25 protein-coding genes are annotated in these 24,774 nt (G+C 65.6%); 2 read left to right on the top strand and 23 right to left on the bottom strand.

All coding sequences use genetic code 11. The features are described from left to right. Positions 1-5 precede the first annotated feature (5 nt). Genes IAU68_RS05000 through IAU68_RS04990 form a run of 3 tightly spaced genes read right to left on the bottom strand, consistent with a single transcriptional unit; the run spans position 6 to position 2,808 of the window. Positions 6-1,145 carry a THUMP-like domain-containing protein gene (locus IAU68_RS05000; protein ID WP_171193446.1) on the bottom strand — a complete coding sequence of 380 codons (1,140 nt, stop codon included), beginning with the start codon at positions 1,143-1,145 and terminating at the stop codon, positions 6-8. Then, complete coding sequence (locus IAU68_RS04995; protein WP_171193447.1) at positions 1,135-1,995, bottom strand: NUDIX hydrolase; 861 nt, start codon at positions 1,993-1,995, stop codon at positions 1,135-1,137. The genes IAU68_RS05000 and IAU68_RS04995 overlap by 11 nt, the downstream gene beginning before the upstream one ends. Positions 1,996-2,013: 18 nt before the next feature. Continuing rightward, positions 2,014-2,808, bottom strand: a complete 795-nt coding sequence (locus IAU68_RS04990; protein ID WP_407928724.1) for an ABC transporter ATP-binding protein — start codon at positions 2,806-2,808, stop codon at positions 2,014-2,016. Between the two features lie 139 nt (positions 2,809-2,947). Between IAU68_RS04990 and IAU68_RS04985 the strand changes: the two genes are divergently transcribed. Next, positions 2,948-4,969 (top strand): maltotransferase domain-containing protein, encoded by a 2,022-nt coding sequence (locus IAU68_RS04985; RefSeq protein ID WP_171193449.1) that lies wholly within the window; start codon positions 2,948-2,950, stop codon positions 4,967-4,969. Between the two features lie 8 nt (positions 4,970-4,977). Next, on the top strand, positions 4,978-7,155 hold the full coding sequence (glgB, locus tag IAU68_RS04980; protein ID WP_171193450.1) for a 1,4-alpha-glucan branching protein GlgB: 2,178 nt from the start codon (positions 4,978-4,980) through the stop codon (positions 7,153-7,155). Here the strand turns inward: glgB and IAU68_RS04975 are convergent. The 20 genes from IAU68_RS04975 to rho form a co-directional block, all read right to left on the bottom strand. Beyond that, on the bottom strand, positions 7,137-8,222 hold the full coding sequence (locus tag IAU68_RS04975) for an HNH endonuclease signature motif containing protein (protein ID WP_171193451.1): 1,086 nt from the start codon (positions 8,220-8,222) through the stop codon (positions 7,137-7,139). The genes glgB and IAU68_RS04975 overlap by 19 nt on opposite strands. A gap of 78 nt (positions 8,223-8,300) precedes the next feature. Then, complete coding sequence (locus IAU68_RS04970) at positions 8,301-9,122, bottom strand: tetratricopeptide repeat protein (RefSeq protein WP_171193452.1); 822 nt, start codon at positions 9,120-9,122, stop codon at positions 8,301-8,303. After that, the gene (locus IAU68_RS04965; protein ID WP_171193453.1) at positions 9,123-9,425 is read right to left on the bottom strand and encodes an MTH1187 family thiamine-binding protein; all 303 of its coding nucleotides are present in this window, start codon (positions 9,423-9,425) and stop codon (positions 9,123-9,125) included. Positions 9,426-9,445: 20 nt separating this feature from the next. Then, positions 9,446-9,733 carry a hypothetical protein gene (locus IAU68_RS04960; RefSeq protein ID WP_171193454.1) on the bottom strand — a complete coding sequence of 96 codons (288 nt, stop codon included), beginning with the start codon at positions 9,731-9,733 and terminating at the stop codon, positions 9,446-9,448. Then, entirely contained in the window at positions 9,733-10,425 is a 693-nt protein-coding gene (gene nucS, locus IAU68_RS04955) for an endonuclease NucS (RefSeq protein WP_171193455.1), read from the bottom strand. The genes IAU68_RS04960 and nucS overlap by 1 nt, the downstream gene beginning before the upstream one ends. Positions 10,426-10,456: 31 nt before the next feature. Beyond that, positions 10,457-10,921, bottom strand: a complete 465-nt coding sequence (locus IAU68_RS04950; protein WP_171193456.1) for a DUF2550 domain-containing protein — start codon at positions 10,919-10,921, stop codon at positions 10,457-10,459. A 120-nt stretch (positions 10,922-11,041) separates the two neighbouring features. Further along, entirely contained in the window at positions 11,042-11,413 is a 372-nt protein-coding gene (locus IAU68_RS04945) for a F0F1 ATP synthase subunit epsilon (protein WP_171193457.1), read from the bottom strand. A gap of 9 nt (positions 11,414-11,422) precedes the next feature. Further along, positions 11,423-12,940: a F0F1 ATP synthase subunit beta gene (gene atpD / locus IAU68_RS04940; RefSeq protein ID WP_231699101.1), complete on the bottom strand. Its 1,518-nt coding sequence runs from the start codon at positions 12,938-12,940 to the stop codon at positions 11,423-11,425. A gap of 3 nt (positions 12,941-12,943) precedes the next feature. Further along, positions 12,944-13,912 (bottom strand): F0F1 ATP synthase subunit gamma, encoded by a 969-nt coding sequence (locus IAU68_RS04935; RefSeq protein WP_171193458.1) that lies wholly within the window; start codon positions 13,910-13,912, stop codon positions 12,944-12,946. A gap of 47 nt (positions 13,913-13,959) precedes the next feature. Continuing rightward, a complete protein-coding gene (gene atpA / locus IAU68_RS04930; RefSeq protein WP_171193459.1) occupies positions 13,960-15,624 on the bottom strand; it encodes a F0F1 ATP synthase subunit alpha in 1,665 nt (554 codons plus the stop codon). Between the two features lie 9 nt (positions 15,625-15,633). Then, positions 15,634-16,467, bottom strand: a complete 834-nt coding sequence (locus IAU68_RS04925; RefSeq protein WP_171193460.1) for a F0F1 ATP synthase subunit delta — start codon at positions 16,465-16,467, stop codon at positions 15,634-15,636. A 5-nt stretch (positions 16,468-16,472) separates the two neighbouring features. Then, positions 16,473-17,045, bottom strand: coding sequence for a F0F1 ATP synthase subunit B (locus IAU68_RS04920; protein ID WP_171193461.1), 573 nt, complete (start codon positions 17,043-17,045; stop codon positions 16,473-16,475). 46 nt (positions 17,046-17,091) lie between these two features. Beyond that, entirely contained in the window at positions 17,092-17,337 is a 246-nt protein-coding gene (locus IAU68_RS04915; RefSeq protein WP_042406503.1) for an ATP synthase F0 subunit C, read from the bottom strand. Positions 17,338-17,434: 97 nt separating this feature from the next. Then, complete coding sequence (atpB, locus tag IAU68_RS04910) at positions 17,435-18,229, bottom strand: F0F1 ATP synthase subunit A (protein WP_171193462.1); 795 nt, start codon at positions 18,227-18,229, stop codon at positions 17,435-17,437. Positions 18,230-18,586: 357 nt separating this feature from the next. Next, entirely contained in the window at positions 18,587-19,018 is a 432-nt protein-coding gene (locus tag IAU68_RS04905) for a hypothetical protein (RefSeq protein WP_171193463.1), read from the bottom strand. Between the two features lie 6 nt (positions 19,019-19,024). Beyond that, a complete protein-coding gene (locus tag IAU68_RS04900; RefSeq protein ID WP_171193464.1) occupies positions 19,025-20,200 on the bottom strand; it encodes a glycosyltransferase family 4 protein in 1,176 nt (391 codons plus the stop codon). A gap of 14 nt (positions 20,201-20,214) precedes the next feature. After that, positions 20,215-20,871 (bottom strand): L-threonylcarbamoyladenylate synthase, encoded by a 657-nt coding sequence (locus IAU68_RS04895; protein ID WP_171193465.1) that lies wholly within the window; start codon positions 20,869-20,871, stop codon positions 20,215-20,217. Positions 20,872-20,895: 24 nt separating this feature from the next. Further along, entirely contained in the window at positions 20,896-21,765 is an 870-nt protein-coding gene (gene prmC, locus IAU68_RS04890) for a peptide chain release factor N(5)-glutamine methyltransferase (protein WP_171193466.1), read from the bottom strand. After that, positions 21,734-22,813 (bottom strand): peptide chain release factor 1, encoded by a 1,080-nt coding sequence (gene prfA, locus IAU68_RS04885; protein ID WP_171193467.1) that lies wholly within the window; start codon positions 22,811-22,813, stop codon positions 21,734-21,736. The genes prmC and prfA overlap by 32 nt, the downstream gene beginning before the upstream one ends. Next, positions 22,813-24,669: a transcription termination factor Rho gene (gene rho, locus IAU68_RS04880; RefSeq protein WP_186337529.1), complete on the bottom strand. Its 1,857-nt coding sequence runs from the start codon at positions 24,667-24,669 to the stop codon at positions 22,813-22,815. Before rho ends, prfA begins: the two co-directional genes overlap by 1 nt. Positions 24,670-24,774 lie beyond the last annotated feature (105 nt).

Raw genomic sequence — 24,774 nt, 5'->3', positions numbered from 1 at the left:
CCAGGTTAGGCGTGCACGCGGCTGCCGCACACATGCGCCACCGCGCTATCGCCCACGCGCGCGATGACCACCGCCATCTGCGTCGTCCCGCGCAACTTCAACTTCTTGCGCAACTGATCCGGGTCCACGTCCACGCCGCGCACGAGGATCTCCACCGCGCCAGCGCTGTGCGCTGCGAGCGCCTTCTTCAGGTTGCGCAGCGGCACCGCTTCGATGAACGGGAACCCGGAGTAGCCGGCCGGGATCGCATCGCCGGTGAGGTACGCGATGTGTTCGTCGAGCATCGACAGCCCGTGCCGCGCCGCCCAATTGCGCACCAGGCCTGCGCGCACGATCGCACCATCCGGATCAACGATAAACCCACGCGGCGCGGTGATCTCCACCTCGTCCGGATCGCGGTCGGTTACGCGCTCTTCCCCCTCGCGCAGCACCACCGCTTCTCGACGAACCCCCGCCCCCAACCCCGGCGTATACAGACAAGCCTCTTTCACCCCGCCGCCCACGGACACCACGCTGACTAACCCGTCCCACCCCGAGTAGTCGATGCCCGGCGCGCACTTAATCGCGAGTTCCGCACCCGCGTGCGCCGCGACGAGATCCGGCAGCGGCGGCAGCAACTGCGCCGGGTCCGTGATACGCCGCCCGCCCGCGCGCCGGGCCGGGTCCGCAACGACCACGCCGCCTGTCGACACCGGGGCCAGCGCGTCGGCCTGCGCAAGCCACGCGTCGGCGCCGAGGTTGTGCCGCGCCATGACCAGCCGCGCCATATCCAGATCGGAGCCCAACCACGCGATCCCGCGCTCCCGGAACGCGGGCGCCTCGGAGCCGATGGAGCACGTCACGTCGTGGACGAACTCGGCGCCGGCCCCCGCGATGCGCCCGGCGCGCACCTCGGCGACCCGGGCCGGGGTGGCCTGCTGGGCGGCGTCGGCGTCGGTGAGCCAGCCTGCCGGGAACTTACCGTCCGCCCCGCGCCGGGCGGCGATGCACACGCTCACCGCGCGGGCGTACTCGCCGAAGTGGCGCTCGAGCAGCGCCCGGTCGGCGAACACCGACTGCTTCGTCAGCGCCACCTCCGGCTCCACGGCGGCGATGTCGTCGGCGTGGGCGGCGAGGTAGCGCGCCTCGGCAACGCTAAATCCCATAGCGCTTGCCGATCCTATCCACCGGCACAAACGTGAAGAACTCCCGGTAGCGCGGGTCGTCGACCGGGTCGCCGATCACCGGGGCGAGGCTTGCTCCGGCGGCGGCGAGGACATCCTCGACGGTGTCGAACGCGAGCAGCTCCGTCAGTTGCGCCCAGGTGGACGGGGCGAGGCGGACTAGCCCGTGGCGCCAGCCGTCGAGAAGCAGCTGCGGCGGAAACCAGTTCGCGTCGTCCGCTTCGCCGGTGTGGGCGTCAGGCTCCTGGCCCTCCGGGTTCGCGGCGACGAAGGTGAACGTGTCAAACCAATTACCGCGCTCAGACCGGCCCACCCAGCGCGCCGCGGGCCGAAGCAGGTCGGCGTGCACGTTCAAGTTGGACTCGCGCAGCACGTCGGTGAGCGACAACTCGTGGGATTCGAGTTTGAGGCGGTGGTCGTGGAAGGGGCGGGCGTCGGCGAGCAACACGCCGTCGTCGTCAACCGCGAGCAGCGTGCCCGTCTCCTCGAACAACTCGCGCACCGCGGCGAACATCAGCGCGTGCGCCTTGTACTTGGTCACGCCCGTTTGGCGCGCCACCGAAATGGCGGAGCGGCCGAGCCACAATTCGCCGTCGTCCCACGCACGCGGCGGGAAATCGCGCGAGTCCACCCCGCCGCCCGGAAATACGGTCAGCCCCGGGTAGTTCGGCATGGACAACACGCGCTCTTGCATCCACACCTCGAGCCCGCTGAGCCCGTCGCGCAGCAGGATCACCGTCGCCGAGAGCCGCGCGCCGAAAAAACCGCTCTGCTCGCTCGGGTCGATCGAGTCCGCGGCGTCGTGCGAGACGTGGCGATTGTTCGTGGGCATGGAACTCCCCCGGCCTTTCTAGGCGCGGTGCGCACCCCCGCGGGCCTTGCGGGCCCGGCGAGCGAAAAACCGGCCGTCGTCACGCGTGACCTCGATGGGCTGGTGGTAGGCGCGGGAGACGTTCTCGGAGGTGAGGACGTCGTCGATAAGCCCCTGTGCCACAACCTCACCCTCGTCGAGCAGCATCGCGTGGGTAAAACCGGCGGGGATCTCCTCGAGGTGGTGGGTGATCATCACAATCGCCGGTGCATCCGGGTCCAGCGCCAGATCGCCCAGGTAGGCCAGCAGGTCCTCGCGCCCGCCCAAGTCCATGCCGGCGGCCGGCTCGTCGAGTATGAGCAGCTCCGGGTTCGTCATCACGGCCCGCGCGACCAGCACGCGTTTCTTCTCGCCGTCGGACAGCGTGCCCCAGCGGCGGTCGATCAGGTGCATCGCGCCGACCTGCTCGAGCACCTCGAGCGCCTGGTCGTAGTCCATGGTGTCGTAGTCCTCTCGCCAGCGCCCCAAAATGGCGTAGCCCGCGGAGACAACGAGATCTCCCACCGTCTCATCCTCCGGGACGCGCTGGGCGATTGACGACGACGTCACGCCGATCGCCGCCCGCAAATCGCGCATATCCGTCGCTCCGACACGCTCGCCCAGAATGAACGTCGTGCCCTCCGACGGGAACTCCTGCGCCGAGGCCATGCGGATCAGCGTGGTCTTGCCGGCGCCGTTCGGGCCGACGATGACCCAGCGCTCGTCGAGTTCAACCTGCCAGTCGACAGGCCCGACGAGCGTGCGCCCGCCGCGGACGAACGAAACGTCGCGCATGTCGATGAGCAGGTCCGGATCGGTCACCAATTCCTCTGTCTGATTCACGCCTTCCATCTTGGCCTATTTCAGCCCGCGTGTGTGGTTGCCCCGCGCTACCCTGGCAGGTAAATCGCAGGCCGGCTGGAAGGTTTGATTCATGGTTTCGCGCTTCGGCATCGACGACGTCCGCCCCCAGGTCTCGGGGCGCACCCTGCCGTCGAAGGCGGTGGTCGGCGAGGTGGTCCCGGTCTCGGCGCTGGTATGGCGCGAAGGCCACGACGCCATCGCCGCCACGTTGGTACTCGTCGCACCGTCAGGCGCGCAGTACCAGGTGTCCATGCAGCAGGAGTTCTACCGCCCGGACTACTGCCACGCGGTGTTCGTGCCCGACGAGCAGGGCCTGTGGCGCTACCGCGTCGACGCGTGGAGCGACGTCATGGCCACCTGGCGCAACGCGGTGGAAAAGAAGCTCGCCGCCGGCCAGACCGAACGCGAGTTAGCCAACGACATCGCCCACGGCATCAAGCTGTTCGACGCCGCCATCGCCAACCACCCCGCCGACGCCCTTATCGCCGCCCGCGCCTCGCTTCTCGACGACACCCTCCCCCTCGACAGGCGCATCGCTCCAGGGTGCTCGCAAAAGGTGCGCGACGTGCTTGCCGAGCATCCCCTGCGCGAACTGGTCACCCGCGGGCCGGTCGCCGACATCCTGGTCGAGCGCCGCGCTGCCCTGGTGAACTCCTGGTACGAACTGTTCCCCCGCTCCACCGGCGGCGTGGACAACAACGGCAACCCGGTCCACGGCACATGGGAAACCACCACCGCCCAGCTGGAGCGCGTGGCCGCGATGGGCTTTGACACCGTGTACTTCCCGCCCATCCACCCCATCGGCGAAGTCAACCGCAAGGGCCGCAACAACACGCTCACCCCGGAAGACGGCGACGTCGGCTCGCCGTGGGCGATCGGCTCGAAGCACGGCGGCCACGACGCCTTCGACCCGAACTTAGGCGGCGAGGACGAGTTTTTGGACATGATGGACCACGCCAACGAGTTAGGCTTGGAGATCGCCCTCGACTTCGCCCTGCAGGCCGCGCCCGACCACCCGTGGGCGAAAGAGCACCCGGAATTTTTCACCGTGCTCGCCGACGGCACCATCGCGTACGCCGAAAACCCGCCGAAGAAGTACCAGGACATCTACCCGCTCAACTTCGACAACGCACCCGAAGCGCTTTACGACGAGATCTACCGCGTACTTATGTACTGGGTGAACCTCGGCGTGACCACCTTCCGCGTGGACAACCCGCACACCAAGCCGGTCAATTTCTGGCACTGGCTGATCGCCAAAGTGCACGAGACCGACCCGGACGTGATCTTCCTCGCCGAGGCGTTTACCCGCCCGCCGCGCATGTACGGCCTGTCCAAGGCGGGCTTTTCGCAGTCCTACACCCACTTCACGTGGAAGACCACGAAGGCGGAGCTAACCGATTTCGCCCAGCTGCTCGTCGACGTCGCCGACGTGTCGCGGCCCAACCTGTTCGTCAACACCCCCGACATCCTCCACGCCACGCTTCAGGAGGGCGGTCCGGCCGCGTTCGCGCTGCGCGCCACCCTCGCCGCGACAATGAGTCCGCTGTGGGGCGTCTACTCCGGCTACGAACTCTACGAAAACCGCCCCGTTACCGCCGGCAGCGAGGAGTACCACGACAGCGAGAAATACCAGCTGCGCCACCGCGACTGGGCCGCAGCACTCGAAGAGGGCACATCGCTCGAACCGTACCTGACGCTGCTCAACCAGATCCGTCGCGACAACCCGGCGCTGCAGCAATTGCGCCAGATCCGCTTCCACGACATCGAAAACGACCAGATCATCGCCTACTCCAAGGTCGACGCGATCACCGGTAACACGGTGCTCGTCGTGGTCAACTTGGACCCCACCTCCACCCAGGAGGGCATGTTGCGTATCGACGCCGACGCCGTCGGCCTCACCCCCGGCACCTTCGACGTCCACGACCAGATCACCGGCGAGTCCTACACCTGGACCACCGCCGAAACCGGCAACTTCGTCCGCCTCGCCCCCGAGAAGAACGTCGCGCACGTGTTCCGTTTGCCGGAGGTGGCTGCGGGTCGTCGTCAAGCACTCGCGTACCGTCAGATCTCAGACCACGACTACCGCCCATAAGGAGCGCCATGACAACCGACCTGCATATTCCGGACTCGGACCGCGCGCGCCTGCTCGCCTGCACGCACCACGCCCCACACGACTTCTATGGCTGGCACGCGCAAGGCCAAGGCTCGGTGGTGCGCACGCGGTTTATTGGCGCTGAGCGCGTCGAGCTGCTCATCCACAACGGCGCGCAACCCATGCAGCCGCTTGGCGACGACATCTTCGCCGCCGCCCTCGACGACACCCACGCCCCCGACTACCGCTTCCGGGTCACCTACCCCGGTGCCGAGCCGGTCATCGTGGCCGACGCCTACCACTTCCTACCTACCCTCGGCTCGCTCGACCTGCACCTGATCAACGAAGGCCGCCACGAACGCCTCTGGGAGGTCCTCGGCGCAAACGTGCGCACCTACGACACCACCCTCGGCGTGGTCACCGGCACCTCGTTCGCCGTGTGGGCGCCGAACGCGCAGGGCGTGGCCGTCATCGGCGACTTCTGCAACTGGAACCCCAGCCAGTACCCCATGCGCACCCTCGGCGTGTCGGGTGTGTGGGAGATCTTCATCCCCGGCGTCGGCGACGGCGACGCCTACAAGTTCGCCATCCACACCGCTGACGGCACGCGCATCGACAAGGCCGACCCGCTGGCGAAACGCACGCTGACGCCACCGGAGACCGTCTCGGTCGTCGCAAGCCCAAGCGAATTCGAGTGGAGCGACGGCGACTGGATGGACGCCCGCGCAGGCTTCGACGCCACCAACTCCGCCATGAGCGTCTACGAATGCCACATCGGCTCCTGGAAGCAAGGCTCCAACTACGCCTCGCTTGCCGACGAACTCGTGCCCTACCTCGTCGAACACGGCTTCACCCACGTTGAATTCCTGCCGGTCGCCGAGCACCCCTACGGCGGATCCTGGGGCTACCAGGTCACCGGCTACTACGCGCCGACCGCGCGCTGGGGAACACCGGACGAGTTCCGCCGGCTCGTCGATACGCTGCACGCGAACGGCATCGGTGTGATCGTCGACTGGGTGCCCGCCCACTTCCCCAAAGACGATTTCGCGCTCGCGCGTTTCGACGGCACAGCCCTGTACGAACACCCCGACTGGCGCCGCGGCGAGCAAAAGGACTGGGGCACGTACGTGTTCGATTTTGGTCGTCGAGAAGTGCGCAACTTCCTCGTCGCCAATGCCCTGTACTGGTGCGAAGAGTTCCACCTCGACGGCCTGCGCGTCGACGCCGTGGCCTCCATGCTCTACCTCGACTACTCCCGCGAACCCGGCGAGTGGCTGCCCAACCAATACGGCGGGCGCGAGCACTGGGAAGCCGTGCAGTTCTTGCAGGAAATGAACGCCACCGTGCACCGCGAGCACCCCGGGGTGCTCACCATCGCCGAGGAATCCACCGCCTGGCCAGGCGTGACCGCCCAAACCGACGCCGATGGCCTCGGGTTCTCACTGAAGTGGAACATGGGCTGGATGAACGACACCCTCGAGTACTTCGCGCTCGACCCCATCCACCGCTCCTACCACCACAACGAGATCACCTTCTCTCTGGTCTACGCGTTTTCCGAGCGCTACGTGCTGCCGTTTAGCCACGACGAAGTCGTCCACGGCAAGGGCTCCATGTGGCAACGCATGCCCGGCGACGACTGGAACAAAGCCGCAGGACTCCGCACCCTGTACGGCTACATGTTCTCGCACCCCGGCAAGCAACTGCTGTTCATGGGCTGCGAATGGGGGCAGACCACCGAGTGGGACGAAGCCACATCCGCCAACTGGTCCGACCTCGACGGCGAGTACCACCAAGGGGTGCGCCGCCTCGTGCGCGACTTAAACCGCATCTACCGCGACACCCCGGCGCTGTACTCGCAGGACAACACCCCGATGGGCTTCCAGTGGATCAAAGGCGACGACGCCTCGAACAACCTGCTCGCCTACGTGCGCTGGGGTGTCGACGCCACACCGGTACTCGCCGTGGTCAACCTGTCCGGTGTCTCCCAGCCCGCCTACCGTCTCGGCTTGCCGGAGGCCGGCGAGTGGGAGCTGCTGGTCAATACCGACAACGCCTGCTACGGCGGCGCCGGCAACGACCTTCCGGGCACGCTGCGCACCGAAGCGGTCGAGTGGGACCGCTTCGACCAGTCCGTGGAACTGCACGCACCAGCGATGAGCGTGCAGTACTACATCCTCCGGCGGTAGTCGCCGAACAGTTTGTCCATCACCCCGCGGTTGGTGTTTTTCACCGGGTAGCCGCGGGGTGAGATCCATACCGGGGCGCCCCGGATCATCACGATCCGGCCGCGTCTTTTACGCCACGGGTCATCGTCGTTGATGCGGTTGTGGTAGCGGCACAGCGGCGCCAGGTTGTCCAGATTGGTCTCACCGCCGTGTTTCCACGCGGTGACGTGGTGCAACTCGCACGCATCGGCTCCGTGCCGGCAGCCGGGGAAGGCGCACAGGGGTGAAACCATCTTCGCCAAATCGCGCTGCTTCTTATTCGCCCGCCGCTCGGTGCGGTACAAGTTCACCGCACCGGCCTCCGGGTGAAACGCGGCCACCTCGAGGATGTCGCCGAACTGGGCTGCTAAAAACTCCGCACCGGTCATCGTCGTCCCATCCGACAACGCCAACACGACGTCGTCGCCCTCGCCGGCCATAATCCGCACAAAGTCCGGCAGCCCCACCGCAAGGATCGGCCGCGGCACCGGCACCTGCACCCCGCCACCTTCACCGGTGAGGATGTCGGCGAAGTTACGCATCATCTGCGGGCCCGACGTCTTTGATGTATCCAGCCCGTCACGCAGTCGGTGCTCCAACGCTGCCAACAGGTGCTCGTCGCCGGAGCCGCAAAAGCGCCGCTTGCCGTCTTTGGATTCGGAGAAGTTGATGTAGTCCTCCGGAACCGAAGGCTCCTGCGCCGGCAGGATCTCCTTCGCCCTGCGGGTAAACGAGTTGTACGGCCCGCGCAGTTCCAAAAGGCGGTGGCGCAGGCGCCAGCGCTCGGTGTCGTCGTCAAGCAAGCGCAGCGAACGCTCGATAAACGCCAACTTGTCCAAACTCGCCCCGTGGGAGCGCGCCAATGACACCGCTTTGGCCTGCTGGCGCTTAAACCTGGTCGGGCCGTAGTAGACATCGCGGATCTTCGACCACTCGCGCACGCGCGTGGGGTTGACGCCGAGGTCGACGAGCATGCCGCGGTCGAACGCGGCAAGCATGTCGATCGCGCCGGCAGCCAGCGCGTGAGCGAACGATTCGAACAGGTTCATAGCACCGGAGCCTAAACCACCGGCGCAACCCCACCGTCCGAACCTGTGGAATTTCGGTTTCGCACCCTGTGGATAACTCTAAAACAGCGAGCTAGCGAGCCTCGTGCGCGCGGAAATCACGCGCGGGTCGTCGGGCGCCAACAGAGTGAGCAACTCGAGTAAACGATCCTTCGCGCGCGGCTCCGTTTTCACCAGAGCAAGCAACGCGTCGAACGCGCCTTCCGGGTCCCCGCCGACGAACTGGGCGTCGGCGGCGAGCAGCTTTTGCTCCACCTCGTCCGCCTCGTCGCCCTGCGTGTTCAAGCGCTTGAGCACGGCGACGGTGTTCTTCGCCTGCTTCACATCGGCGTTGGTGGGATCGGAGGCGAGGATGTCGTCGTAAAGCGAGATCGCTTTGTCGAAGTCGCCGGCGTTGAGCGCCTCGGTGGCCTCGTCGAGGCGTGGGTCCTCGGCGGGCTCGGAGGAATCGTCGGCAAGCCCCTGCAATTGGCCGCCCAACTGCGACACAATTTGACCGACCCACTGCTCCAACTGGTCGGCCGGCTGGTTGCCCTCGAAGTTAGCCACGGGGCGGCCGGCCGCGAGCGCGACAACGGTCGGCAGGACGCGCACGCCGAGCATCTGCGCGACCTGCGGGGTGGCGTCCGCGTCGACGTAGGCGACCATGAACGAGCGCTGCCCCGCGGCGAGGCGCTGGAAGGTGGCCTTGAGGGCCTCGGAGTCGTCGGAACGCGAAGTGCCCACCATCAAAATCACGGGGACCTGCTGGGAACGCTCGAACGCCTTCGCCTCGACGTTAGTGGCGTCGACGGTGACAAACGGCTCGAAGTCGCCGGTTTCGGGCTCGCGGGCGAGCGCGCCCAAATCGATCGCGCCGCCGGTGAACTGCGGATTGGTCATCTAGGCCTCCAGGTGCTTTTCCAGGGACTGAACTTTCTGCTCCAGCATGTTCTCGTAGCCGGGTCGGATATCCGCCTTGACCACCAGCGACACGCGCGGCGAGACCTCCTCGACGGCTTGGGTGGCGCGCTTGATCACGTCCATGACCTCGTCCCACTCGCCCTCGATGGTGGTAAACATCGCCGTCGTCTCGTGCGGCAAGCCGGATTCGCGCACCACCTTCACGGCGCGTGCGACGATGTCGGACATCTCCGCGTTGGCATTTTCCGTCATGGTCGGTGCGACCGAGAACGCTGCAATCATGCCCGCCAGTCTACGCGTGCTTAACGACGAGACCAGCAATGCTTATGCCAGTGCCTCCGGTCATCGACACCCCTGCCGGTGTCCTTCGGCCACGCCACAATGTGCGCCACACCCGGCGGGATGTTCTGGTTGCACCCCGGGCAGACGTAGAACTTCGTCGCCGCGGCTGAGCCGATCTGGCGGACCTTGAAGATCTCCCCGTTGGTCCAGGAAGGGCCCTCCATTTCCTGGGTGCCGATAAACGTCGACCCGTCGCGCGGGAGAACGTAGCGTGGCGACTGGTGTTGACGGCGATTCCTGCGCGGCATTAGAACAGGCGCAACTCGGTCGACTCGATGCCGCGCAGCTCGTCGTAGTCGAGGGTTACGCACTCGAAGCCGCGGTCGGTGGCCAACGTGCGGGCCTGCGGCTTGATCTCCTGTGCGGCGAACACTCCGCGCACCGGCCGCAGCAGCTCGTCGCGGTTGAGCAGCTCGACGTAGCGCGTGAGCTGCTCCACGCCGTCGATACCGCCGCGGCGTTTCACCTCCACGGCGACGGTGCCGCCGCGCGGGTCGCGCGCCAAGATGTCCACCGGGCCGATCGCGGTCGGGTATTCGCGGCGCACCAGTTCGACGCCCTCGCCGAGGGTGGAGATGTGCTCGGCGAGCAGTTCCTGCAGGTGGGATTCCACACCGTCTTTAACCAGGCCGGGGTCTTCGCCGAGCTCGCGGGTTTCGTCGAGAAGCACTTCCGCGATCGAGATTCGCAGCTGTTCGCCCTTCGGATTTTCGACGATCCACAACTCCTCGCCGGTGTCCTCCCCGTCGACGTCGACGACGTTTTCCACACGGATCGTGCACGGCGGGGTCATCCAGTTCAACGGCTTGTACGCGCGGTCGTCGGCATGGACGGACACTGAACCGTCCGCCTTGACCAGGATGAGGCGCAGCGCTTCAGGCAAGTGGGCATCCAAACGGCCCACGTAGTCGACAGAGCAACGGGCGATGACAAGACGCATGCGCCCTAGCGTACCGACGACCCCTTGCCCGCTAGCGGTCAGTCTCCCGCTGTGCCCTCTGCGCCAGCGCACGGATATCGGTGCGCTCTGCACGCGCGTCCGGCGCCGATTCAATCCACGACACCAACCCCATCTCCGTACGGCGATCGGCGGCGAACTCCAATCCCCCATCCGGCGCCTTCACCTCGAGCACGTGCGCGATGTCGTCGGGGATGAACTCGCGCTCTTCGCCTGTGACGTCGCGGAACCCGGTGCACTCGAGCACGCGCCGGTCCACCACCATGTCGTGTGTAAACGACAGGGAGCGCAGCTTGTAAAACAGCAAACGCTCCCCGTCGTACCGCAACACCCCGTGGCGCCATCCGTGAATGCCGTCCGCCGGAAGGCACCGGACCATTGCGCGCGCACCGCTGCCGCGCACCCGGCTAAACCGCCACGCCGCAGACGCCCCCAACGCGACCACAACAACCGCAGCCACGACGAGAACGACGACCATCACAACCTCCAAACAGCGTGTAATAAGGGCTATCTTAACGCATAGAAAAGCGCCCCCGCCCGGATTGTCTCCGGTCGGGGGCGCTCGGTCAGGTCGGCGTTTACGCCTTCCTCGGCGCAGCTACTTCTGCTCGTTGCGGCGCACCGCCGCAAGCTCCGCCTCCGAGCGGGCCTGCAAGACCCGGTCCTCGTTGTCGAGATTCGACTTCGCAACCTCGGAGTCGATCTCGTCGGCGAAGATGGCGTAGTCCGCGAGGACCGTCACCTTGTCGCCGACAACGGAGAGGAACCCGCCCTGTACGGCCGCGACGATGCGCTCGCCGTCGACCGGGCGGATGGTGACCACGCCGTTGTCCTTGAGTTGCCCCAAGAGCGGCTCGTGCCCAGGAAGGATGCCGATCTCACCCTCCGTGGTCTGGGCGGTGACGATGCTTGCCTGGCCCTTCCAGAGCATGCGGTCAACCGCGACCAGTTGAGCGGTAAGTTCAGCCATGGTTTCCTCCTACGCCTGCAGCTTCTTGTACGCAGCCTCGACGTCGTCCAGACCGCCGAGACCGTTGAAGGCCTGCTCCGGGTAGTGGTCGAACTCGCCCTCGCAGAGACGGTCGAATGCGTCGATGGTCTCCTCGAGCGGGACGTAGGAACCCTCGTCGCCGGTGAACTTCTTTGCGACGAAGAAGTTCTGGCCCAGGAAGCGCTGAATCTTACGTGCGCGCTGCACGGTGATCTTGTCTTCCTCGGAGAGCTCGTCCATACCCAGAATGGCGATGATGTCCTGCAGCTCCTTGTTCTTCTGCAGGATGCCGATCACCTTCTGCGCAACCGCGTAGTGGCGCTCGCCGACGATGCCCGGCTCCAGGATGCGCGACGTCGAGGTCAGCGGATCCACTGCCGGGTAGATGCCCTTCGACGCGATCGAGCGGGAGAGCTCGGTGGTCGCATCGAGGTGGGCGAAGGTAGTTGCCGGAGCCGGGTCGGTGTAGTCGTCCGCCGGCACGTAGACGGCCTGCAGAGACGTAATCGAACGGCCCTTGGTCGAGGTAATGCGCTCTTGGAGCACACCCATCTCGTCGGCAAGCGTCGGCTGGTAGCCCACGGCGGACGGCATACGGCCGAGCAGCGTGGACACCTCGGAACCTGCCTGGGTGAAACGGAAGATGTTGTCGATGAACAGCAGCACGTCCTGGTTCTGCACATCGCGGAAGTACTCCGCCATGGTCAGGCCGGACAGGGCCACGCGCATACGGACCCCTGGCGGCTCATCCATCTGGCCAAAGACAAGCGCGGTATCCGGAAGCACGCCCATGTCCTCCATCTCGAGGAACAGGTCGGTGCCCTCACGGGTGCGCTCGCCGACGCCGGCGAAGACCGAGGTACCGGAGAACTCGCGTGCGATACGCGTAATCATCTCCTGGATCAGCACGGTCTTGCCCACACCAGCGCCGCCGAACAGGCCGATCTTTCCGCCCTTGACGTACGGGGTGAGCAGGTCGATGACCTTAATACCGGTCTCGAGAATCTCGGTCTTGCCCTCAAGGTCCTTGAAGGCCGGCGGCTCGCGGTGGATGCCCCAGCGCTCGCCGGTCTCGCCGACGGACGGATCGTCCAGGCACTGGCCGAGCGCGTTGAACACGTGGCCCTTGACCTGGTCGCCGACCGGGACGGAGATCGGGTTGCCGGAGTCCGCCACCTTGGCGCCGCGGACCAGACCGTCGGTCGGGGCCATGGCGATGGTGCGCACGAGGTTGTCGCCCAGGAACTGGGCAACCTCGAGCACGATGGTGCGGGACATCTCGCCGAGGTCGATGTCGACCTCGAGAGCGTTGTACAGAGCGGGCAGCTCGCCACGCGGGAACTCCACGTCGACGACTGCGCCAATGACGCGCACGACACGGCCGTTCTCGGAACCGCGCGGGTTCTGAGTGTTCTCGACCCGATCTGCGGTCTGGGTGTCGGACTCAGGAAGCGCCGCACCCGCCAGATCGTCGTTGCGCTCATCAAAAGAGTGAGCAGTAGTCATGATTTAGTCACTTTCTCCACTACCGGACAGCGCGCCAGCGCCGCCGATAATCTCGGTGATTTCCTGGGTGATCTTTGCCTGACGAGCCTGGTTTGCCTCGCGGGACAAATCGTTGGCCAGTTCGGTGGCGTTATCGGTCGCATTCTTCATTGCCGTGCGGCGCGAAGCCGACTCGGCGGCAGCCGCCTCCAGGAAGATCGAGTAGAGCAACCTGGAAACGTACACCGGAAGCAGCTCCTCCATGAGCGTGTCCGGGTCCGGCTCGAAGTTCATGTCCGGCAGCACGTCGCCAGAGGTGGCGAGCATGGAATCCTGCTCGTACTTGAACTCGTCCAGGACCGGCTCGATCGGCAGCAGCTGCTCGACGCGGGCCTCCTGGGACAGCATGGAAATGAACTCGGTGTAGACGACGTGGACGACGTCGAAGCCACGGACGGCCTCGCCCTTTTCGCCGTCTTCACGGCGCTGGAACGTGCCCTCGGAGCCCGCCATGTAGCCGTCGATGATCTGGTGGCGCACGTCGTGCGTGTCCTCCCAGGCCGGCTGTTGCGAGAATCCGGTCCACGATCCGGCGACATCCATGTCGCGGAACCTGTAGTGCGTCACGCCCTTGTTACCGGTGACGAGGCGCACCACCTCGTAGCCTGCGTCGGAAAGCATGCGCTCAAGCTGCGCGGCCTTCTTCAGCACGTTGTGGTTGTAGCCGCCGGCCATACCGCGGTCGGAGGTGACCACGAGGATTGCCGCGACCCGGCCGTTCTCACGCTGGTGGAGCATGGGGTGGGCCAGGGAGCTCGCGGCCGCGAGGCGTTCCATGACGTCTTTGAGCTCGTCGGCGTACGGCTTCGCCGCTTCGACGCGCTGCTGGGCCTTGGTGATCTGCGCGGTGGCGATCAGTTCCTGGGCCTTGGTGATTTTCTTCGTGGAGTTGACGGACCTGATGCGGTCACGCAATTCGCGAAGCGTTGCCATGGTGTTTCCTCCCTTCCTTAACTAGTAGTCCTTGAACCTGCGCGGTCTTAGGAGCGGCTGACGTTGAGCTGGTTGCGGCTGACTTCGCCGGCATCGAGCGGCTCGTGCTCCGGCTCGCGGACGATGCGCTCGCCGGAGGACGCCTCGAAGTTGCGCGCCAGCTCGCCGTTGATGCGGCGGATGGTCTCCTGCGACTCGTCGTCAAGCGGCTTGCCACCGGAGATCTGGTCGTAGACCTGCGGTGCGTTGGCGCGGATGGCCTCGTGCAGCTCGCTTTCGTAGCGACGAACATCCTCGACGGGAACGACGTCGAAGAGGCCCTCGTTCGCGGACCAGATCGAGATGATCTGGAACTCGACCGGCTGCGGCGCGTGCTCGGCCTGCTTCAGCAGCTCGACCAGGCGCTGACCGCGCTCGAGCTGCTTCTTGGAAGCTGCGTCGAGGTCGGAAGCAAAGGCCGCGAACGCCTCGAGGTCGCGGTACGCGGCCAAGTCGAGACGGAGGTTACCGGCAACCTTCTTCATGCCCTTGGTCTGTGCGGCACCACCGACACGGGACACGGAGATACCCACGTCGATAGCCGGGCGCACGCCCTGGTTGAACAGGTCGGACTGGAGGAAGACCTGGCCGTCGGTAATCGAGATGACGTTCGTCGGAATGAAGGCACCGACGTCGTTCGCCTTGGTCTCGATGATCGGCAACGCGGTCAGGGAGCCGGCACCGAGCTCGTCGTTGAGCTTCGCGGCGCGCTCCAACAGGCGGGAGTGCAGGTAGAACACGTCGCCCGGGTACGCCTCGCGCCCCGGCGGGCGGCGCAGCAGCAGCGAGATCGCGCGGTACGCCTCAGCCTGCTTGGTCAGGTCGTCGTAAATGACCAGGACGTGCTTGCCCTGGTACATCCAGTGCTGGCCCAGTGCTGCACCGGAGAACGGTGCGAGCCACTTGAAGCCTGCGGAGTCGGACGCCGGAGCAGCCACGATGGTGGTGTACTCCAAGGCACCGGCCTCCTCCAGCGTCTGGCGAACGCCAGCGATGGTGGAGCCCTTCTGGCCGACGGCGACGTAGATGCAGCGCACCTGCCTCGACGGATCGCCGGTCTCCCAGAACTCCTTCTGGTTCAAAATGGTGTCGATGCAGACCGCGGTCTTACCGGTCTTGCGGTCGCCGATGACGAGCTGGCGCTGGCCGCGGCCGATCGGGGTCATGGCGTCAATCGCCTTCATACCCGTCTGCAGCGGCTCCTCGACCGGCTGGCGGTCGAGCACGCCTGCGGCCTGGAGCTCCAGGGCACGCTCTTCGTCGGACTCAATCTGGCCCAGTCCGTCGATCGGCTGGCCAAGGGGGTTGATCACGCGGCCGAGGAAGTTCTCGCCGACCGGGATGGAGAGGACCTCGCCGGTCCGCTTGACTTCGTCGCCCTCGGAAAGGGTCTCGAAGTTACCCAGCACCACGACACCGATGGAATCGGTCTCAAGGTTCTGGGCGACGCCGATGACGCCGTTGGGGAACTCGAGCAGCTCGTTCGTCATGCAGCCCGGCAGCCCAGAGACCTGGGCAATGCCGTCCGCGGCCGAAGTCACCACGCCGACCTCCTCACGGGAGGCCTCCGCAGAGTAGCTCGAGGTGTAGTTCGCTATCGCGCTACGGATCTCATCGGAGGAGATCGTCAGCTCCGCCATGTTCTTCCTGCTCTCGGTAGTTTTATCCAGCATATTTCTGTGTTAATTAGCCGCCTGGGCCGCCACTTCGGTGCGCAGACGCGCGAGCTTGCCGCGCGTCGAGCCGTCGATGACTTCATCGCCCACACGAACCACCATTCCGCCGAGGAGGCTGGGGTCAACCTCAGAGTGGATGGCGATCTCGCGGCCGTAAATCTGCTCCAGTTTGCGGGCCAGTGCGCCGCGCTGGTCGTCGTTAAGCGACTCAGCGGTGGCCACACGTGCGACCGTCTTGCCGCGCAGCTCCGCGACGCCCTCGGACAGTGCCGCAAGGTCGTCGACGGGGTTGTGCTGCGGGCGGCCGATGACCTGCAGGGCCAGAGCCTCGGTGAACATCGTCACCTTGCCGTAAATCACGCTAGCCAGCAGTCCGCGCTTCTGTGCTGCGGTTGCGGTGCGGTCGGACAGGAGCTGGGTGAGCTCCTGCTCCTTGTCCAGGAGGATCGACAGTTGGTACAGCTCGTCTTCGACCTGCTCCAATTGGCCCTGCGCCTCGGCGCCCTTCTCCAACGCATGGCGGCCCAGGTTGACCAGACCGGCGCGGAATTCGCGCGGGCTGGACCACTCCTGCCTCGCTGCGGCGGAAAGGATGTCCAAGGTGGGCTCCGCTACCTTGCCACCGAAGACGTCCTTGATAATGCCGACTCGCTGGTCGGCTTCAAGCGACGCGTCGGCGACAGCCACGCGCAGTGCACGCTCGGCGTCGAGCTGGTCCACGGTGAGGAACAACTCTGTGCCGATCTGCGCGGCGGTGGCGACTGCGTTGTCGGCGCTGCCGATCAGCGAATCGAGCTGACCGGTGACGTGCGACTGTGCTTCGCGACTAGCTGCCTTCATCTCGCCTACTTTCTCGTCGAGACGGAATCGAGCTCGGAGATGAACTCGTCGATCGTGTTCGAGCGGCGGGTCGAATCCGACAGCTCAGTGCCAAGCAGACGCTCTGCCAGCGAAATGGAGTTCTGGCCCATCTCGTTGCGCAGTTCGGCGACAACCTGGTCGCGAGCTGCCTGCAGTTGTTTCTCGCCTGCCTCGAGGATGCGGCGGGCCTCCTCCTCGGCGCGGGCACGGGACTCAGCCTCGATTTCCTTGCCGCGGGCACGCGCAGCCTCGCGGATCTCGGCGGCCTCGTGGCGCGCCTCCGCAAGCTCGGCGTTGTTCTTCTCCAGGGCAGCCTTGGCTTCCTTCTGGGCGACCTCAGCACGCTCGATGCCGCCCTTGATTCGGTCTTCGCGCTCCGCCAGCACATCCTGGAACTTCGGAATAACGAACTTCCAGAAAAGCAGGCCGACGATGATGAATACGACAAGAGACCAAACCACGTCGTACGCGGCCGGGACGAGAATGGAAGGTTCATTCTCGAGCGGCAGCTTCTCGGAGCCTTCTGCGGCTACGAGGAATGCAGTGACGTTAGTCATTGGTTGCTCCTGATCTAAAAAATGGACGGGTTACTCGTTCTCGTTTTTAGAACAGGAAGCCGGCAACGAGGCCGATCAGGGCCAGCGCCTCAACGAAGGCGATACCCAGGAACATGGTGGTGCGGAGCTGGCCTGCCATCTCCGGCTGACGAGCCATGCCCTCGACGGTCTTGCCGACGAGGATGCCGATGCCGAGGCCCGGGCCGATGGTTGCGAGGCCGTAGCCGATGGTGCCGAGACCCTCGTAGCGGTTCACGGTCTCCGCTGCCTGAGCAAGAATGATGTCGTTCATGTGAAAGTCGTTCCCTTTCTAGGCGTTCCCCCGCGCGCCGCGGGAGAACTTGTGACAAATGTTGGGGTTATTTAGTTGGCCGTGTGGTCGCGCTTTGTTAGTGCGCATCCGCGTGCAGCGACAGCTCGATGTACACCGCGGTCAGCAGGGCGAAGATGTACGCCTGCAGGAAGATGATGATCAACTCGTACGCGGTGAACAGCAGCGCTGCGATAAGGGTCAGGCCACTCACTGCCGTCCATGCGTTGAGCTGCCAGAAGAAGAAGTTCGTGGCGGAGTACAGCAGGACGAGAATGATGTGGCCGGCCAGGAAGTTCGCCATAAGACGAAGTGCCAGGGTGACCGGACGCAGAATGAACGTCGAGAAGAACTCGATCGGCACCACCAGAAGGTGGAGCGCCGGCGGCAGGCCGGGGATGACGGTCGAGTGCTTGAAGTACGCGGCGCCGTAACGCTTGACGCCTGCGTAGATCATCGCGATGTAGGCCGCAACAGCCAGCACGACCGGCATGCCGATACGTGCGTTAGGCGAGATGTTGAGGCCCGGGATGATCGTCGCCGCATTCATGAACAAGATGGAGAAGAAGATGGTGCAAAGCAGCGGCAGGAACCGCTTGCCGTCCTTCTTGCCCAGGGTGTCCTCCGCAATGTTGACGCGGACGAAGTCGACGCCGATCTCGGCGAAATTCTGCAGGCCCTTCGGAACCAGCTTGGGGTTCCTAAAGGCGATAACAAAGAGGAGCACCAGAATCGCCGCGATGAACAGGCGGACGATCATGATGCGGTCCAGTGCGAACCACCCATTGGCGAAGTCTTCGCCAATGATCTGGCCGTACGTTTGCCCCGGGAAAAATTCTGGACCAAGCGAAGGTGCGTGGAATTCACCCTTCATGGCCAAAGTCGTAACGCTCAGCGTTCTCTCCCGTTCTCGGGCCGCTCCCCGGGTGTCCGGAGGGCGGTGCGATGGACGTCTTCAACAAGGCTGCCTCCGCGGCGGACTCCGTCGCACATCTGCTTCCGCGGGGGCAGGGGATGTCGTTCCCCGGCCGGTTTGCCCTGCGTATGAGGGGTGAGATCGACCTGGAACAAACCCAGCGGATATCCTAACAGGCCACCTTGGGAATGTGGGTTTCACCTGTGTGCTTGTCCCCCCGCTTTAAGGCCCCACCACCCCGTCAGGCACTAATCACCCAGCTCTAGCGCGTTTCTAGGGGTTTGTTAGGTCTATCACAGCATCCCCACACCCGGGTTAGCTCAGGTACGTGGTTCGGGTGGTGATGACACCCCATGTCTCGGCGGCGAGGGCGACGACGAGTGCCGCGATCGTCGTCACGCCAAACGCAAAGTGGTCGTAGAAGTCGAAGCCGCGGATGAACATGAGAAAGACGGCGAGCAAGCCCATCTTGATCAGCCAGCCGCCGAGGACGACTGCCATGGTGGTGTTTGGGCTCGAATTCGACGTAGCGAGCACTGTCGCGGCGGTGGCGAGGACGAAAGTCCCTCCGACTGCAACCCCCATCAGCGCCGCCCAGATGCCCGGCAGGTCGCGGGCGGCACCCCACGCCATCAACGAGACGACGGTGAGCACCACGAGCGCAATCGCCGCCACTTTCAGTGCGCGGATGAGGGGCTGGCGGTGGTCGCTTACCTGCGAGGTGTCGTTGACTTCGAGCGGTTCCATGCTGGGTCATCCTACCGGCCGGGAGCTTTTGCTTGACGACGACGCACCCGTCGGCCCGATCTTGCCCTTGGCTAGAGGAACGAGCGTGAGCAGGAACGCAGTCACCAACGCAACAAGGGTGAAGCCCACCGCGAAACGGAACGGGATAACTGAGAAGCTCACCGCGCCGAAGGCGACCGCCGAGACCCACATGTAGAGCACGAGCACGGTGCGCCGGTGGGTGTGTCCGAGTCGGAGGAGGCGGTGGTGGATGTGGCCGGCGTCGGCCTGGAACGGGCTTTGCCCGCGGGCGGTGCGGCGCACCACGGCCCACACTAGGTCAAGCACCGGCAGCGCGATCGCGGCGAGCACGACGATGATCGGGCTGACCAGCGCGACGAGGTCTGCCGCGCCGTAGAGCGACATGTTGATCTTGCCGGACGCGGAAATGGAGGCGGCCGACAGCAGCAGGCCGATGAGCATGGCGCCGGAGTCGCCCATGAAGATGCGCGCTGGTTCGAAGTTGTGCGGCAAAAATCCCGCGCAGATGCCGACGAGCAGCGCGCAGATGATCGCCGGCGGATAGGCCGACACTGCCCCGCCCTGGTCGTGGAGGACGGACAGCGAGTAGATCAGAATCGCCGTGCCTGCGATCATGCCGAGGCCGGCGGCAAGCCCGTCGATGCCGTCGACAAAGTTCACGGCGTTGATCAGCAGCACGGTGAAGATCGCGCTCAAGACCATGCCCTGGATTTGATCCAGGATGAGCGTGGTGCCCTCGCCGAAGGGGACGTAGAACACCGTGAACGCGATGCCGAGCACGGACATCACTGCCGCGGCGGCGAATTGGCCGAATAGTTTGGTCAGGGCCCCGAGCTCGTAGAGGTCGTCGACAATGCCTACCGCCAAAATGGCCAAGCCGCCGAAAAACACCGCGGTCATCTCGGGCGTCAGCGGCGCGAAACCGCGGGTGAGCGCCGGAAGTTGCTGCGCGAGCAGGTAGGCGCCCGCGAAGCCGGTGAACATCGCCAGCCCGCCGACCGAGGGGGTGGGCTGGGTGTGCACGTCGCGCTGTCGGATCTCCGCCACCCGCCCGGTGCGTACGAGCGCGGAGCGCACCACGCCGGTGGCGAGGTACGTGATTGCCGCAGCGACGAGCAGGACCAGGCCTAACTCGCGAAGCGGCACGCCGGCTCCGGACATCGTGTACTCCCCCGCTACTTCCTGCGCAGCGCCTCTGGGTCAAGGCTTAAGACTTCACCAATGCGCTCGAGCGGGATCGCACCCTCGCGAAGCACTACCGGGTTCGGCTTGGAGATGTCGATGATTGTGGACGGCTCCCCGACCGTCGCTGGACCGCCGTCGAGGTAGATGCCAACTGCGTCGCCGAACTGCGCCTTCGCGTCAGCGGCAGACTGCGCCGGAGGGTTGCCGGAGATGTTCGCAGACGACACCGCCATCGGTCCGGTCTCCTGCAGCAGTTCGAGCGCGAGGGGCTGGTTCGGCATCCGCAGCAGCACGGTGCCGCGGGTATCCCCCAGGTTCCACGGCAGGCTCGGCGCCTCGGGTACGACGATGGAAAGCCCACCAGGCCAGAACGCCTCGACGAGCGTTTTCGCAGTGTCGGAGAACTCGCGCACCAGACCCTGGACTGTCACCCAGCTGCCCACCAGCACCGGCACCGGCATGTCCGGCCCACGGCGCTTGGTCTCCAGGAGTGTGGCAACTGCGTCGTTGTTGAAGGCGTCGCAGCCAATGCCGTAGACCGTGTCAGTCGGCAGCACCACGCAGCGGCCGGCGCGCACGGCGTCCGCAGCAGCGCGCACGCCGTCGCCGCGCACCTGCGGGTCGAGGCAGTCATAGATGGCGGACATAGCGCTCCTTCATCATCGCGAAAGTTACCGGGCCAGCTTACTAGCTGTGACAAACCGGGCCCGGCCGGTGAGGTCGTTGACCACGGCAGGCACACCGAACACCCCGGAGGCGCGGACCACGTCTTGCACCGTGTCAGAGGTGGTGTCGTCGTGCTCGATCCCCAGCGCGCCGCCGTCGCGAAGCAGCCGCGCGGCCACCGGCACGAGCCCGCGGATCGCGTCCATGCCGTCCGCGCCGGAGAACACCGCCTCGTGCGGGTCGGCGTACACCTCCGCATCCAAGTCCCCGGTCTCGGGCACGTACGGCGGGTTGGTGACCACGAGGTCCACGCCCCCGTCGAGCTCAGCGAGCAGTTCCGGGTCGGTCATGTCACCCGCGACAATGCGTATCGGCGACGCGTACCGGGCCACATTTTCCTCCAGGTAGCGCCGCGCGTCGGCCGACCGCTCCACCGCAAAAACGGTCGCACCGGGTTTCGCTCGCGCAATTGCAATCGCCAGCGCCCCGGTGCCGGAGCCGAGGTCGACGACGGTCGGCGTGGGTTCGTCGTCAAGCGAGCGCACCGCCCACTCGGCGAGCAGCTCAGTCTCCGGCCGCGGGATGAACACGCCTGGGCCAACGGCGAGGTCGATGTCGCCGAACGGGGCGGTGCCGATGATGTGCTGCAACGGCTCGCGGGCCGCGCGGCGGGCGATCAGGGCGGCGTAGTCGTCGTCGAAATGCGCGGGCGGGTCTGTGAAGATGAGCTGCATCGGCCCGACATCGATGAGGTGTGCGGCGAGCAGGCGCGCGTCGACCTCGGGCGACGCAACGCCCGCGCCGGCAAGGGTCTGCGCGGCGCGGGCAATGGTGTCGCGGAGGTTATTCGGCTTCAAGGCGCTCCTGGCGCTCATGCGTCTGCAGCGCGCCGATGAGGTCGTCCATGTTGCCGTCGAGCACCGAATCAAGGTTGTTCGCCTTGAAGTTGATGCGGTGGTCCGAAATACGGTTTTCCGGCCAGTTGTAGGTGCGGATGCGCTCGGAGCGGTCCATCGTGCGCACCTGGGAGGCGCGGCCCTCGGCCTCCTCGGCCTCCTGCTTCTCGCGCTCGAGTTGATCGAGACGAGCTTGCAGCACCTGCATGGCACGGGCGCGGTTCTGGATCTGCGAACGCTCGTTCTGGCAGGTCACGACGATGCCGGTGGGCAGGTGCGTAATGCGCACGGCCGAGTCGGTCGTGTTCACGCCCTGGCCGCCCTTGCCCGAGGAGCGGTACACGTCGACGCGGATGTCCTTGTCGTCGATGTTCACGCTTTCAATCTCGTCCGCCTCCGGGAAGACGTACACGCCGGCAGCGGAGGTCTGGATGCGGCCCTGCGATTCGGTGACCGGCACGCGCTGCACGCGGTGCACCCCACCTTCGAACTTCAGCTTCGACCAGGCGCCGTCGCGCGACGGGTTCTTGGACTTGACCGCCACGGTCATGTCCTTGACACCGCCGAGGTCGGACTCCGCGACATCGAGCACCTCCCACGTCAGGGCGTGCTTCTCGCAGTACTTCTGGTACATGCGCGCCAGGTCGCCGGCGAACAGCGCGGCTTCCTCGCCGCCGGCGCCGGCCTTGAGCTCCATGATGATGTCGTCGCCGTCGTGCTCGTCGCGCGGGGCGAGCAGATCCGCCAGCTCCTCCTCCAGGCGCACGATTTCGCCCTCGAGACGCTTTGCTTCCTCGGCAAACTCTTTATCCTCGTTCGCCATCTCCGCGGCCGCCTCGTGGTCCTCCTGCGCCTGCGTCAGGTCGTTGTAGACGTTGATGATCGGCTGCAGCTCGGCGTAGCGCTTAGACAGTTTGCGGAACTGGTCCTGGTCGCCCGCGACTTCCGGGTCGCCCATCTGAGCCTGGATGCCCTGGTATTCGGCAACGTAGTCGTCGACAAGCGAGACCTGCGATTTTTCTGCCATTAGGAGTAGTCCTCCTCGTCGTTTTCCGTCTGCGCCATCGGTGCAGAGTTGGCCACGCCGATGAGGAATTCGCCGTTCGTCTTCGTCTTTTTCAGCTGCTTGATCAGCATGTCGATGGACTGCTGCGGATCAAGTGCGGAGAGGATGCGGCGCAGCTTGTGCATCACGCGCGCCTCCTCCGGGCTCATGAGCAGCTCGTCCTTGCGGGTGCCTGACGGGTTGACGTCCACAGCCGGGAACACGCGACGTTCCGCAATCTTGCGGTCGAGTTTCAGCTCGGCGTTGCCGGTGCCCTTGAACTCCTCGAAGATCACCGTGTCGCCGGCGGAGCCCGTCTCCACCATCGCGGTGGCGATGATCGTCAGCGAACCGCCCTCCTCGATGTTGCGGGCGGCACCCAGGAAACGCTTCGGCGGGTAGAGCGCGTTGGAGTCCACACCGCCGGACAAGATGCGGCCCGACGCCGGCGAGGAGTTGTTGTACGCGCGGCCCAAACGGGTAATCGAGTCGAGCAAAACGACGACGTCCTGGCCCATCTCTACCAGGCGCTTCGCGCGCTCGATGGCGAGCTCGGCGACCGCGGTGTGCTCTGACGGCGGGCGGTCGAACGTGGAGGCGATGACCTCGCCGTTGACGCTGCGCTGCATGTCGGTGACTTCCTCGGGGCGCTCGTCGACAAGCACGACCATGAGGTAGCACTCCGGGTTGTTGGTCGCGATCGCGTTGGCGATGTTTTGCAGAATCGTCGTCTTACCGGCCTTCGGCGGGGAGACGATCAGCGCACGCTGGCCCTTACCAATCGGCATGACCAAGTCGATCACGCGCGTGGTCAGGATCTTCGGCTCCGTCTCCAGACGCAGGCGACGGTTCGGGTACAGCGGGGTGAGCTTGTGGAACTCCTTGCGCCCGCGCGCGTCCTCGACGCTCTGGCCGTTAATCGTGTCCACACGCACGACCTGGTTGTAACTACGGCGGTTGCGGCCGTTGCCCTGCTGGTGCGACTGGCCGTTCGCGCGGACCTGGCCGGTCACCGCGTCGCCGGAGCGCACACCCGACTGGCGGACAAGCTTCTGCGGCACGTACACGTCCGAAGTGGACTGACGGTAGCCGGTCGTGCGGATGAAGGCGGAGCCGTTGTCCTGCACGTCCGCGATACCGGCGACCTCCTGCAGGTCCTCCGGATCGAAGTGCTGATCGTTATTGTTGCCGCCATTGTTCCCGTGGTTATCACGGTTGCGGTTCCGGTTGCGACGACCCCGGCGACCGCGGCGGCCACCGCCGTGGTGGTCGTCGTTGTTGCCGTGGTTGTCGCGGTGGTTGTTGTCGCGGTTGCGGCCGCCGCGGTCGTTATTGCCGTCCTGGTTGTCCCGGTCGCGGTTGTCGCGGTTGTCGCCGCCGCGGTCGTTGCTGTCCCGGTTGTCCTGGCGGTCCCGGTTGTCCTGGCCGTCGCCCTGCCCGTTGTCCTCGTGCTGGTTGCGCGCGCGGTTGCGGCGGGCACGGCGAGCGGCGGAGCGGGAAGCGCCGCGGGAATCGTCATCGCCGTGGTTTTCAGCGTGGTTGTCGCCATTGTTGTCGCCCTGCTCGGCCTTGTCGGGCGCCGCCGCCTGCTCCGGCTTGTCGGCCTTGTCTGCCTGGTCGGCCTTGGCGCTGCGCTTTTCGGGGCGGGACGAGGTGTCGTCGTCAAGCGCCTGCTTCTGCGCCTTCTTCGGGACCTGGCCGGTCGTGATCGCCTGGATCAGTTCGCCTTTGCGCAGCCCGGAGGTGCCTTTGAGACCCTGTTGTGCGGCGAGCTTGCGCAGCTCCGGGAGCTTCATGGCGGCGAGGTCTGCGCCTGCCGCGGTGCCGGTATCGGTCACGTGTGTCCTTTCGTCGCTCGACCAGCCATGCTTCACGCGTCAAGCGCGCGGCGATACAGGCTGGAAGCGGTGCGTTTTTTCGGGATTGGGCCCTGGCATAAAAAC

The organism is Corynebacterium lujinxingii, assembly GCF_014490555.1.
Classification (GTDB): Bacteria; Actinomycetota; Actinomycetes; order Mycobacteriales; family Mycobacteriaceae; genus Corynebacterium; species Corynebacterium lujinxingii.
This window is presented reverse-complemented; position numbering and strand designations above follow the sequence as displayed.

Excerpts from the sequence above, each read along its gene's own strand:
- IAU68_RS05000 (WP_171193446.1), bottom strand. The coding sequence starts at position 1,145 with ATGGGATTTAGCGTTGCCGAGGCGCGCTACCTCGCCGCCCACGCCGAC.
- IAU68_RS04995 (WP_171193447.1), bottom strand. The coding sequence starts at position 1,995 with ATGCCCACGAACAATCGCCACGTCTCGCACGACGCCGCGGACTCGATC.
- IAU68_RS04990 (WP_407928724.1), bottom strand. The coding sequence starts at position 2,808 with ATGCGCGACGTTTCGTTCGTCCGCGGCGGGCGCACGCTCGTCGGGCCT.
- IAU68_RS04985 (WP_171193449.1), top strand. The coding sequence starts at position 2,948 with ATGGTTTCGCGCTTCGGCATCGACGACGTCCGCCCCCAGGTCTCGGGG.
- glgB (WP_171193450.1), top strand. The coding sequence starts at position 4,978 with ATGACAACCGACCTGCATATTCCGGACTCGGACCGCGCGCGCCTGCTC.
- IAU68_RS04975 (WP_171193451.1), bottom strand. The coding sequence starts at position 8,222 with ATGAACCTGTTCGAATCGTTCGCTCACGCGCTGGCTGCCGGCGCGATC.
- IAU68_RS04970 (WP_171193452.1), bottom strand. The coding sequence starts at position 9,122 with ATGACCAATCCGCAGTTCACCGGCGGCGCGATCGATTTGGGCGCGCTC.
- IAU68_RS04965 (WP_171193453.1), bottom strand. The coding sequence starts at position 9,425 with ATGATTGCAGCGTTCTCGGTCGCACCGACCATGACGGAAAATGCCAAC.
- IAU68_RS04960 (WP_171193454.1), bottom strand. The coding sequence starts at position 9,733 with ATGCCGCGCAGGAATCGCCGTCAACACCAGTCGCCACGCTACGTTCTC.
- nucS (WP_171193455.1), bottom strand. The coding sequence starts at position 10,425 with ATGCGTCTTGTCATCGCCCGTTGCTCTGTCGACTACGTGGGCCGTTTG.
- IAU68_RS04950 (WP_171193456.1), bottom strand. The coding sequence starts at position 10,921 with ATGGTCGTCGTTCTCGTCGTGGCTGCGGTTGTTGTGGTCGCGTTGGGG.
- IAU68_RS04945 (WP_171193457.1), bottom strand. The coding sequence starts at position 11,413 with ATGGCTGAACTTACCGCTCAACTGGTCGCGGTTGACCGCATGCTCTGG.
- atpD (WP_231699101.1), bottom strand. The coding sequence starts at position 12,940 with ATGACTACTGCTCACTCTTTTGATGAGCGCAACGACGATCTGGCGGGT.
- IAU68_RS04935 (WP_171193458.1), bottom strand. The coding sequence starts at position 13,912 with ATGGCAACGCTTCGCGAATTGCGTGACCGCATCAGGTCCGTCAACTCC.
- atpA (WP_171193459.1), bottom strand. The coding sequence starts at position 15,624 with ATGCTGGATAAAACTACCGAGAGCAGGAAGAACATGGCGGAGCTGACG.
- IAU68_RS04925 (WP_171193460.1), bottom strand. The coding sequence starts at position 16,467 with ATGAAGGCAGCTAGTCGCGAAGCACAGTCGCACGTCACCGGTCAGCTC.
- IAU68_RS04920 (WP_171193461.1), bottom strand. The coding sequence starts at position 17,045 with ATGACTAACGTCACTGCATTCCTCGTAGCCGCAGAAGGCTCCGAGAAG.
- IAU68_RS04915 (WP_042406503.1), bottom strand. The coding sequence starts at position 17,337 with ATGAACGACATCATTCTTGCTCAGGCAGCGGAGACCGTGAACCGCTAC.
- atpB (WP_171193462.1), bottom strand. The coding sequence starts at position 18,229 with ATGAAGGGTGAATTCCACGCACCTTCGCTTGGTCCAGAATTTTTCCCG.
- IAU68_RS04905 (WP_171193463.1), bottom strand. The coding sequence starts at position 19,018 with ATGGAACCGCTCGAAGTCAACGACACCTCGCAGGTAAGCGACCACCGC.
- IAU68_RS04900 (WP_171193464.1), bottom strand. The coding sequence starts at position 20,200 with ATGTCCGGAGCCGGCGTGCCGCTTCGCGAGTTAGGCCTGGTCCTGCTC.
- IAU68_RS04895 (WP_171193465.1), bottom strand. The coding sequence starts at position 20,871 with ATGTCCGCCATCTATGACTGCCTCGACCCGCAGGTGCGCGGCGACGGC.
- prmC (WP_171193466.1), bottom strand. The coding sequence starts at position 21,765 with ATGAGCGCCAGGAGCGCCTTGAAGCCGAATAACCTCCGCGACACCATT.
- prfA (WP_171193467.1), bottom strand. The coding sequence starts at position 22,813 with ATGGCAGAAAAATCGCAGGTCTCGCTTGTCGACGACTACGTTGCCGAA.